The sequence below is a fragment of the Nioella sediminis genome, assembly GCF_001879695.1.
Lineage (GTDB): Bacteria > Pseudomonadota > Alphaproteobacteria > Rhodobacterales > Rhodobacteraceae > Nioella > Nioella sediminis.
The window spans coordinates 19256-27663 of record NZ_MNBL01000018.1 but is presented as its reverse complement, the minus strand read 5'-3'; the positions used below and the strand labels follow the sequence as shown (position 1 = coordinate 27663).

At 64.2% G+C, this 8408-nt stretch carries 8 protein-coding genes; 2 read left to right on the top strand and 6 right to left on the bottom strand.

The annotated features are described in order from the left end of the window. Positions 1 to 93 precede the first annotated feature (93 nt). From BKY26_RS01950 to BKY26_RS01930, 5 genes are all read right to left on the bottom strand, one after another. The gene (locus tag BKY26_RS01950; RefSeq protein ID WP_131541742.1) at positions 94 to 1548 is read right to left on the bottom strand and encodes a hypothetical protein; all 1455 of its coding nucleotides are present in this window, start codon (positions 1546 to 1548) and stop codon (positions 94 to 96) included. A gap of 206 nt (positions 1549 to 1754) precedes the next feature. Further along, complete coding sequence (locus tag BKY26_RS01945) at positions 1755 to 2489, bottom strand: SDR family oxidoreductase (RefSeq protein ID WP_071688719.1); 735 nt, start codon at positions 2487 to 2489, stop codon at positions 1755 to 1757. Continuing rightward, positions 2486 to 3808: an FAD-binding oxidoreductase gene (locus BKY26_RS01940; RefSeq protein ID WP_071688718.1), complete on the bottom strand. Its 1323-nt coding sequence runs from the start codon at positions 3806 to 3808 to the stop codon at positions 2486 to 2488. Before BKY26_RS01940 ends, BKY26_RS01945 begins: the two co-directional genes overlap by 4 nt. Further along, positions 3808 to 4233: a GtrA family protein gene (locus tag BKY26_RS01935; protein ID WP_071688717.1), complete on the bottom strand. Its 426-nt coding sequence runs from the start codon at positions 4231 to 4233 to the stop codon at positions 3808 to 3810. Before BKY26_RS01935 ends, BKY26_RS01940 begins: the two co-directional genes overlap by 1 nt. Further along, positions 4230 to 5678 carry a UbiA family prenyltransferase gene (locus BKY26_RS01930; protein ID WP_071688716.1) on the bottom strand — a complete coding sequence of 483 codons (1449 nt, stop codon included), beginning with the start codon at positions 5676 to 5678 and terminating at the stop codon, positions 4230 to 4232. Before BKY26_RS01930 ends, BKY26_RS01935 begins: the two co-directional genes overlap by 4 nt. A gap of 253 nt (positions 5679 to 5931) precedes the next feature. Between BKY26_RS01930 and BKY26_RS01925 the strand changes: the two genes are divergently transcribed. Continuing rightward, positions 5932 to 6972: a tetratricopeptide repeat protein gene (locus BKY26_RS01925; RefSeq protein WP_158514291.1), complete on the top strand. Its 1041-nt coding sequence runs from the start codon at positions 5932 to 5934 to the stop codon at positions 6970 to 6972. Here the strand turns inward: BKY26_RS01925 and BKY26_RS01920 are convergent. Beyond that, on the bottom strand, positions 6969 to 7277 hold the full coding sequence (locus tag BKY26_RS01920; protein WP_071688714.1) for a DUF6476 family protein: 309 nt from the start codon (positions 7275 to 7277) through the stop codon (positions 6969 to 6971). The genes BKY26_RS01925 and BKY26_RS01920 overlap by 4 nt on opposite strands. Here BKY26_RS01920 and BKY26_RS01915 point away from each other — a divergent pair. Next, complete coding sequence (locus BKY26_RS01915) at positions 7276 to 8310, top strand: RluA family pseudouridine synthase (RefSeq protein ID WP_071688713.1); 1035 nt, start codon at positions 7276 to 7278, stop codon at positions 8308 to 8310. The two genes, BKY26_RS01920 and BKY26_RS01915, sit on opposite strands and share 2 nt — an antisense overlap. Positions 8311 to 8408 lie beyond the last annotated feature (98 nt).

Genomic DNA, 8408 nt, shown 5'->3' with positions numbered 1-8408 from the left:
ACCCACCCACCCGCCACGCCTGAGGGCGCATCGCATGAAAAACCCCGCCGGGTGACGGCGGGGTTTCTTGTGTCTGCTCGGTTGTGACGGGGATCAGCGAGAGGCGATCTGGATCGCGGGTCGTCCGATCGGACCGTCGGAATTCAGCAGGCCCGCATAGGTGCCGTCCATCAGCAGATCCTGAAGATCAACGGCGCGTCCATTCACGAAGGCGGTGCGGCTGACAAGGCGGATGCCGTGGCTGTAATCGGCATATTCGGCACCATGCACGGTTGAAAGCGGCTGGATCGGATTGCCGCCGGGGCGGTGCCAGCCATAGATCGCCACGCGGCCCGGCGCGCTGGACAGGCGGTTGGTCAGGACGAGGTCCTTCTTGTGGCCTGAGACCAGCATCCCAAGCCGACCGCCGGCGTTCTGGCGCTGGCCTTCCACGGTGGCGTTGTGGCGCATGAAATAGGTGGTCGAGGACATCTGCGAGCCGGGCGTCATCGGCGAGGGCGACAGGCGCAGGTCTGCCTGCGCATAGATCGCGTCCACCATGCGGGTGGTGGGCAGCATCATGTTGAACTCTTCCGCGATGCGCGCGGCGGCGGTCAGGCCAAGCGGCACGCGAACAAAGTCGCTGTCGCTTCCGACGGCCAGATAGTCAGGCGTCACGCAGATGGTGACCTGGGCGCTGCGGCCATTGGGCAGGACGCCGGTGAAGATGACGGGGGCCAGATCGCGCAGGAAGGCGGGGACATTGCCGCGCAGCACTTCCCGGGCAATCGCCGCGTCGCGAGTGGTGCCAGAGACGTTTTCAAGCGAGGCGATGAAGGCCTGTCCGCCGGCAGCACTGCCCGCCCGGCGCGGAATCTCGCGCGACAGGCGGCGGGTGCAGGCATTGGCGCTGCGGTCGAAGGCGGGGCCAAGCGCGGCGGGTTCGTCCGGGGTCAGCGCCGCCAGTGTCACGTTTTCGGTGGGGTCGGTGGCGCGGGCCACAAAGGTCGGGCTTGGCGTTACATCCAGATCGGCGGGGCGCGCGGCGGGGCGCGGGCTGATGCTGGTGGCGAGCGGGGACGCAACGGCGAGTTCGATCACCGGCTCTTCCGGTGCGGCATCGAAGGGGCGTTGTTCCGGGCGCAGCGAGGCGACATTGGCAGGGTCGGTGAAACTGCGGGCAGCGGCGGCCAGCGCCACGATATGGGCAGGGCGCTGCACGGCCTCGACCGGCGGGCGGCCTGCGATGATGGTCGGGGCGGGGTCCTGCGGGCGTGGCGCGACCACCGGATCGGCCAACACGTAGTCGCGGCCGGGTGCCATTGGCGGCAGCGCAGTCGGCATCAACCGTTCCGGTCCCTGATCGGCCCCGGCTATGGAGTGGCCCACGGTGTCGGTTACAGGCAGAGCGCCGAGGCTTGCCTGCGGGATTTCCACGCGCGCCGGTTCCACGCCCAATGTGGCGAGCCGGACCGCAGGCGCGATCTTGGTGACCGTGAGTGTCAGGATCGTCGCGCAGACAAGCGCAGAGGCCGCAAGCGTCGCAATGACGGCTGCGGGCGATTCCATGAACGCAGGTTTACTGTCAACGGCCCGCTGTCCCAGCAGGTCAAAATATCTGTCCCTCATGGCAAAAGGGATACACTCACCCCCTTAACGAAACAAGAATGCCAGAGTGATTAAGGCAGCCCCGCCACATTTGCGGCGGAAATCTGCCGTTTTGCTGCGGGTGCGAGCGCTTTTCTGCGCGCGCAAAACGGGCCGGTGAGTGCCGTTCAAATGCTGGTCTTCTTGAAGATCATCTCGGGCAATGCGCAGATGATCGACATCACGAGCCACCAGATTGACCGTACATATATGATATTACGTTGTTTTTTCACGGCCTTGACGATGGCGCCCGCAACTTCGTCGGGCTCTGCCGTCAGCTTTGCGGGAAGGTCCAGATGGGCGGTCATGGCGGTGTTCACGAAGCCCGGTTTCACCGTCACTACATGCACGTTCTGCTTGGCCAGCCGGTTGCGAAGGCCCGACAGGAAGGCTGTGAAGCCCGCCTTTGCCGATCCGTAGACATAGTTCGAGGCCCGCCCACGGTCGCCCGCAACGGAACTGATTCCCACCAATGTGCCCGAACCCCGGTGCGCAAACCTGTCCGCCAGAACTCCGAGAACGATTGCGGGTCCCTCGAAATTGGATCGCAGGACAGCGACTGCCTTGGCCGGATCTTTCTCATTCTCCTCCTGCTCGCCCATGGTGCCCACAGCGCACACCGCGATACGTGGCAGAACCGGTAGGCCATCAACGAAGCCCTCGTGCCTCTCCACATCAAGCGCGTCGAAATCGTGAAGCGTGACCTCGACCCCATAGCGGGTTTCCAGATCGGCCTTTTCCGCCTGCAGACTATCCGCATTGCGGGCAGCCAGTTGGATGGGGTGGCCGAGCGCGGCAAAGGCGCGGGCGGTGGCGCGGGCCATGTCGGACCGGGCACCGAGGATCAGAACGGGGTGGGTCACAGGTGAAGCCTTTCGGATTGGGCCGAGGCAAAGGCATCGGCAAGGCCGTTCTCCCGCCGCCATTGTGCAAATGCAGCGGCGCGGGGGTCGGCGGTGGCAAAGGTGTCAGCAGGAACGCGGCTGTCCTTGGCAAGGTAGAACCGCCCGCCATGATCCAGCGTGATCGCGTCCAGCTCCGGCATCAGGGCGATGGCGCGGGCATGGCGCGGGAAGTCTAGCGCCAGCGTGTAGCCCTCCATCGGGAAGGAGAAGGGGCTGTCCTGCGGGCCAAAGCGTTTCAGGACCGACAGGAACGAAGCCTGCCCGGACTCGGAAATGGCCGACATGAGCCGATGCAATCCCTCGCGCGCCCGGTCCTGCGGCAACACGCATTGGAACTGCATGAAGCCCTTGCGCCCATAAAGCCGGTTCCATTTCAGGATCGCGTCGAGCGGGTAGAAATACCCGTCCCAATCGACGATCTGCTGGCCCTCCTGCCGCGATCCGTTCCAGTAATAGAGCGCGTTGAAGGCCCGCACCGAAAGCGGGTTGAGCGCAAAGCCCGGCGCGTTCATCGGGAAGGTCTTCTTACGGCGACGGGGGGCATTGAAGGGCGTGGCGCGGTAGCGCGGGGGCACCTCGCCCGGTTCTGCATGTTCCCCCAGCATCACCAGCGACCGGCCAAGCGCCGCACCTTTGGCGGCGCAGTCGATCCAGGCGACGGAATAGGTGGCGGCCATATTGTCCTCGAAAGCGGTAATCGCCTCATCGAGATTGGCCGCCGGGATCATCGTCTGCCGGATCCAGCCGGATTTGACCGACCGAAGCCGGATTGCACAGCGCAGGATCACACCGGTCAGGCCCATGCCGCCGATGGTCCAGCCGAACAGCTCGGCGTTTTCATCGCGTGAACAGCGGGTGACGGAGCCGTCCGGCCCCATCAGGTCGATCCAGTCCACGCAGGCGCGGAAGCTGCCCTCGACATGGTGGTTCTTGCCGTGGACATCCGCTGCGATGGCACCGCCCAGGGTGATCAGCTTGGTGCCCGGCGTGACCATGGGAAACCAGCCGCGCGGCAGGAAGCTGTCGATCACGTCAGAGAGCATCACGCCCGCCTCGGTCACCAGCTGCCCCGTGGCGGCGTTGAAGGACAGCATCCGGTCAAAGCCGCGCATGTCGAGCGTCCGGGCCGCGCCGATGGCGCTGTCGCCATAGGACCGCCCGTTGCCACGCGCGACGGCGCGTCCCTCGGCGATCTGCGCGGCCACCTCTGCCTCGGTTCGCGGGGCGGTCAGTTGCGTCGTGCGTTTCGGAAAGTTGCCCCAACCGGAAAGCTGCATCACACCCCCTCAGCCTGCAACCGGTCGTCGGTGAAGACGAAGCGCCGGTCGAGCATGTATTTGGTCACGTAACCCACCATCAGCCCCAGGATGGCCCCCAGTTCGCGCATCAGGTCGGTGCTCCAGATCAGCCAGAAGGCGGTTTCAGATCCCCAGAAGATACAGGTCGTGACCAGCCCCATGGCGGTATAGAGCGCGAATTTGCGGCTATGGGCCTTCACCCCGGTGGACTGGTCGTAGAAGATCCAGCGCTTGTCGAGCACGTATTTCACCACCAGCCCGACCAGCGTTCCGGCGGCGACGGCCATGGCGAACACGGCCCCGCTGTCGCCAAGGTTCAGGACGATGCGTTGCGTGCCCAGATTGGTCACGGTCGCGATCACGGCGAAAGCGCCATAGCGCAAGGCAAGCGTTGTGGGGCTCATAGAAACAGCGCCCCCGCCGCCAGCGTCAGCATGGCCAGGAAGGTCGCCTGACTGGTCCGGTCGGTAACCGCGAAGACCATGGGATCATCGTCCATCTTGCCCCTGTGGGTGACGAACACCATTCGCGTGACCCAGAAGAGCAGCAGCCCGCACACCCCCCAAAGATAGGTGGGCGACATGTAGTTTTCCCTGATATCGGGCGTGTTGATATAAAGCGCCAGAACCAGCACCGACAGCAGGCCCGAACTTGTGGCGATCTGGGTGATGATCGGCAGGTCCTCCAGCCCATAGCCCCGGCCCGCGGCTTTCTCCTGCCCGGTCGATTTCAGATGCACCAGTTCCGCCTGCCGTTTGACGGCAGCAAGTGAGAAGAAGAAGAACATCGAAAAGGCCAGCAGCCACAGGGAAAGCGGAATGCCGGTGGCGACGCCGCCTGCAACGATGCGCAAGGTATAAAGCCCTGCCAGCACGCAGATATCGACGATCACCTTACGCTTGAGCCAGAGCGAATAGCTCATCGTCATCAGGAAGTAGAAGGCAATCACACCCAGGAAGGTCGCGCTCAGCGTCGCGGCAGTGCCAAGACCCAACAGCAGTAATACGGGGAACAACACAGTCCCGTGTGGCACTTGCAACCGGCCAGAAGCCATCGGGCGGCGGCATTTGCGGGCGTGCGCGCGGTCCGGGCCAAGATCCAGCAGGTCGTTCAGCACATAGCCGGAAGAGGCCACCAACCCGAAAGCGACGAAGGCCAGCAGGCATTGCAGAAAGCTTTCCAGCCCAAGCGACTGGCTGGCCATGACCGGGATGAACACGAGGACGTTTTTCAGCCACTGATGCAGGCGCATGGCCTTGAGGATCGGGAGGAAAAAGGGCTCGGGCGGGCTCAGATGGGTGACATCGGCGTTCACCTCGGCCACCTTGGCGCGGAAGCCACCCGTTGCGCCCACTGTCACGGCGGCCTTGGCGCGCGACCAGACTTTCAGGTCTGCATGACTGTCGCCGACATAGATATATCCGCCGGGTCCGTAGTGGTTGTCCAGGAACTCGGCCTTGCGCTCGGCCTTCAGGTTGTTGCCCGGCTCGGTCCCGAAGACCTCGTCGAAGAGGCCCAGATGCGCAGCGATCTTGTCAGCGAGGATCTGGTCCGATGCTGTCACCAGCGCGGTCTTGCCCCCCTCGGCCCGCCACGCTTCGATATGGGCGATGACCTCGGCGTTGTAAGGCAGCCGGGCAATGTCGGGGCAGGCGGTTTCCGCCAGCGCGCGTTTCAGCTCGGGGATGCCTTGGGACAGGGCCTTGGCCGCAATGATCGGTGTGCGCCAGTTGCGCGCGGCACTGGCCCAGAAGCATTCGAACAGCATGTCGGACCGCAAAAGGGTCCCGTCCAGATCGACGACCAGAACGCTGTCTTTGGTGCCGGAATCGCGCATCTTCCCGTTCATCTTCCCGGCTTGGGGGCTGCCTTTAAGTCCCCGTGCCGTGCTGCTCTGCGTTTCGTTGAATTTTATAAGGCATGCAAAAGCTTGCATAGGGTTAAGGCATTGGCCAGCCGTTTCTGTGGTTTTCTTTGGAAAGCTTGGGGCAAGACGGTCGACAGCCGGGGGGCGAATTGGCTAGGGTTTGACCTGTATTTCAATCATAAACCGGTCTGCTGCCATGAAAATTCCGTTTTTGTCTTCGCTGCCCGGGGTTGCCATGACCCTGGCGCTGTCTGTCAGCCCGCTGGCGCTTGCCGCTCAAACTGCGCCGGAAAATGCCGCCGCGCTATGCGCCGAGACGGCTGGTGTGCCAAATGCCGGGGTGCCGATCAGCCCCGAAGCTCAGGACGCGCTGGAGGCCGCCCTGGCCGAAGCCACGCCTTATTGCGAGCAGGCACTTTCCGAAGGCAGCGAAGATCCGGTCGTTCTGTTCCATATCGGGGCGATCCGGCAGGCCGATGGCGATCATGAGGAGGCGGTTGCCGCCTTTGAAGCCGCCGCCGCCGCCGGTCTGGCCGCCGCGAATACCAAGCTGGGGGACTATCATCTCTTTGGGATCGGTCCGTTGCGGCGCGATGCCGATACGGCGGCGGAATATTTCGCTGCTGCCGCCGAAGGGGGCGATCCGGCCGGGCAAATGACGCTCGGGCTGTTGCATCGAATCGGGGCAGGTGTGCCCCGCGATACGGGCCGTATGGTGGAACTGATGCGCGCCGCAGCGGATGGGGGCTATCACTTCGCCCAGTACCGGCTTGGCCAGACCTACCTGACCGGCGACGGTATTCCGGGCGGCGAGGATGAATCGCTTGGCATCCCTGACCGGGACGCGGCGGCGCGCTATCTGTCCATGGCCGCCGAGCAGGGCAATATCGAGGCGGTGCTGGACCTGGCGCGGATCTATTCCGAGCTTGACGGTCCCGGCACCGGCGACCCAGACCAGCAATTCCGCTGGACCGAACGCGCGGTCGAGGCGGGGCTGCCCGATGCCATCGCGGCGCTTGGCTTCCTCTATGAACGCGGGCGCGGGGTCGAGGCTGACCCGGAGCAAGCGGCGGCGCTTTATGTGCAAGCGCTGGAAACCGGCGATGTGGATATGGATGACCTGCGCGGGCGGATCGGCGGCTATGAACCCCCATGGGACCGGGCCACTGCCATTGCTTTCCAGGTGATCCTGCAGGAGCGTGGGCTGTATCAGGGCGCGCTGGATGGCATTATCGGCCCGATGTCGCGGGCGGCAGCAGCGGCGCTGGATGATTAACGGCTGATCTCGACGCTTTGACGCAGCTCTCCGCTGTCGCGGTCGAAAATCAGGATGCGGTCGTCATCGGTCACGACCGCATACCAGCCCTCGCCCATGGTGACGGCACTGGCGCGCACGCCCTCGGGCAATGTCACCTGATCGGGCAGGCTGACACCATCGCCACCCGGGAAACGGGTGACAAAGGTGATCACGACCGCTATCAGCCCGACAATCATCACCACCGTCAGGACCGTCACGAGGATGCGCAGCACCCTCAGGTTCAACGGGTCCTTGTCGTCTTCTGTCAGCGGAGCGTCCTGCATGTCCGGCCTTTCGTCCAAGATCGTCTCGGTCCGTATCGGCCCGGACCCTGCGCCGCGCCTTGATAAGGCACTGGCCCGCGATGTGCCAGAGGACGCGTCTCTCAGCCGGTCGCGGCTTGCGCGGCTGATCGCCGAGGGCGCGGTGCGCGTGAACGGCGCGGTCGTGACGGATGCCAAGGCAAAGCTGGTCGAGGATGATCTGGTCGAGATCACGGTCGAAGAGGCCGCCGATGTGGCAACGATGCCAGAGGATATCCCGCTGGAGATCCTGCATGAAGACGACGACCTGATCGTGGTGAACAAACCCGTGGGCATGGTCGTGCACCCCGCCCCCGGCACGCCGTCGGGTACTCTGGTCAATGCGCTGCTGTACCATTTCGGTGGCAATCTCTCTGGTGTGGGCGGCGAAAAGCGGCCCGGTATCGTACACCGGATCGACAAGGACACGTCGGGCCTGCTGGTCGTGGCGAAATCCGACCGCGCCCATCATGGGCTGGCGGCGCAATTCGAGAAACACACGGTCGACCGGCATTATCTGGCGATCTGCCACGGGGAACCTGACGCCTCCGACCCCCGTCTGCGCGGCGTGCGGGGCACCAGTTTCGAGACGGGCGGTATCCTGAAGATCACCACGCAGCTCGCCCGCCACAAGACCGACCGACAGCGGCAGGCGGTGCTGTTTTCCGGGGGCCGCCACGCGGTGACGCGGGCGCGGGTGGAGGAAGGCTTTGGCGCGGTGGCCCTGATCAATTGCTGGCTGGAAACCGGTCGCACGCATCAGATCCGGGTGCATCTTGCCCATGCAGGCCACGCCCTGATCGGGGATCAGACCTATGGCGGGCGGCGCAAGGTGGCCCCGAAGGTGATGGGCGAGGCGCTGGCAGCAGAGCTGAACAGTTTTCCCCGACAGGCCCTGCACGCCGCAACGCTTGGCTTTGTGCATCCGGTCAGCGGGGAATACCTCAGCTTCGAGGCGCCGCTGCCACAGGATATGGCGACGATCCTCCAAAAATGCCGCGAAACTGCCGGTTAAACTGTGCGCAATTGCACGTGAGATCACTGTAACATGCATTGCGGTGCGTGATCGTGGTGCGATATGGTCTTCAAGAAATCAATGGCGGGCCTCTTGAA

What these genes read in the sequence shown, in the direction of transcription:
- BKY26_RS01950 (WP_131541742.1), bottom strand. Translation starts at nt 1,548, where the DNA reads ATGGAATCGCCCGCAGCCGTCATTGCGACGCTTGCGGCCTCTGCGCTT.
- BKY26_RS01940 (WP_071688718.1), bottom strand. Translation starts at nt 3,808, where the DNA reads ATGCAGCTTTCCGGTTGGGGCAACTTTCCGAAACGCACGACGCAACTG.
- BKY26_RS01935 (WP_071688717.1), bottom strand. Translation starts at nt 4,233, where the DNA reads ATGAGCCCCACAACGCTTGCCTTGCGCTATGGCGCTTTCGCCGTGATC.
- BKY26_RS01930 (WP_071688716.1), bottom strand. Translation starts at nt 5,678, where the DNA reads ATGAACGGGAAGATGCGCGATTCCGGCACCAAAGACAGCGTTCTGGTC.
- BKY26_RS01925 (WP_158514291.1), top strand. Translation starts at nt 5,932, where the DNA reads ATGACCCTGGCGCTGTCTGTCAGCCCGCTGGCGCTTGCCGCTCAAACT.
- BKY26_RS01915 (WP_071688713.1), top strand. Translation starts at nt 7,276, where the DNA reads ATGTCCGGCCTTTCGTCCAAGATCGTCTCGGTCCGTATCGGCCCGGAC.
- BKY26_RS01920 (WP_071688714.1), bottom strand. Translation starts at nt 7,277, where the DNA reads ATGCAGGACGCTCCGCTGACAGAAGACGACAAGGACCCGTTGAACCTG.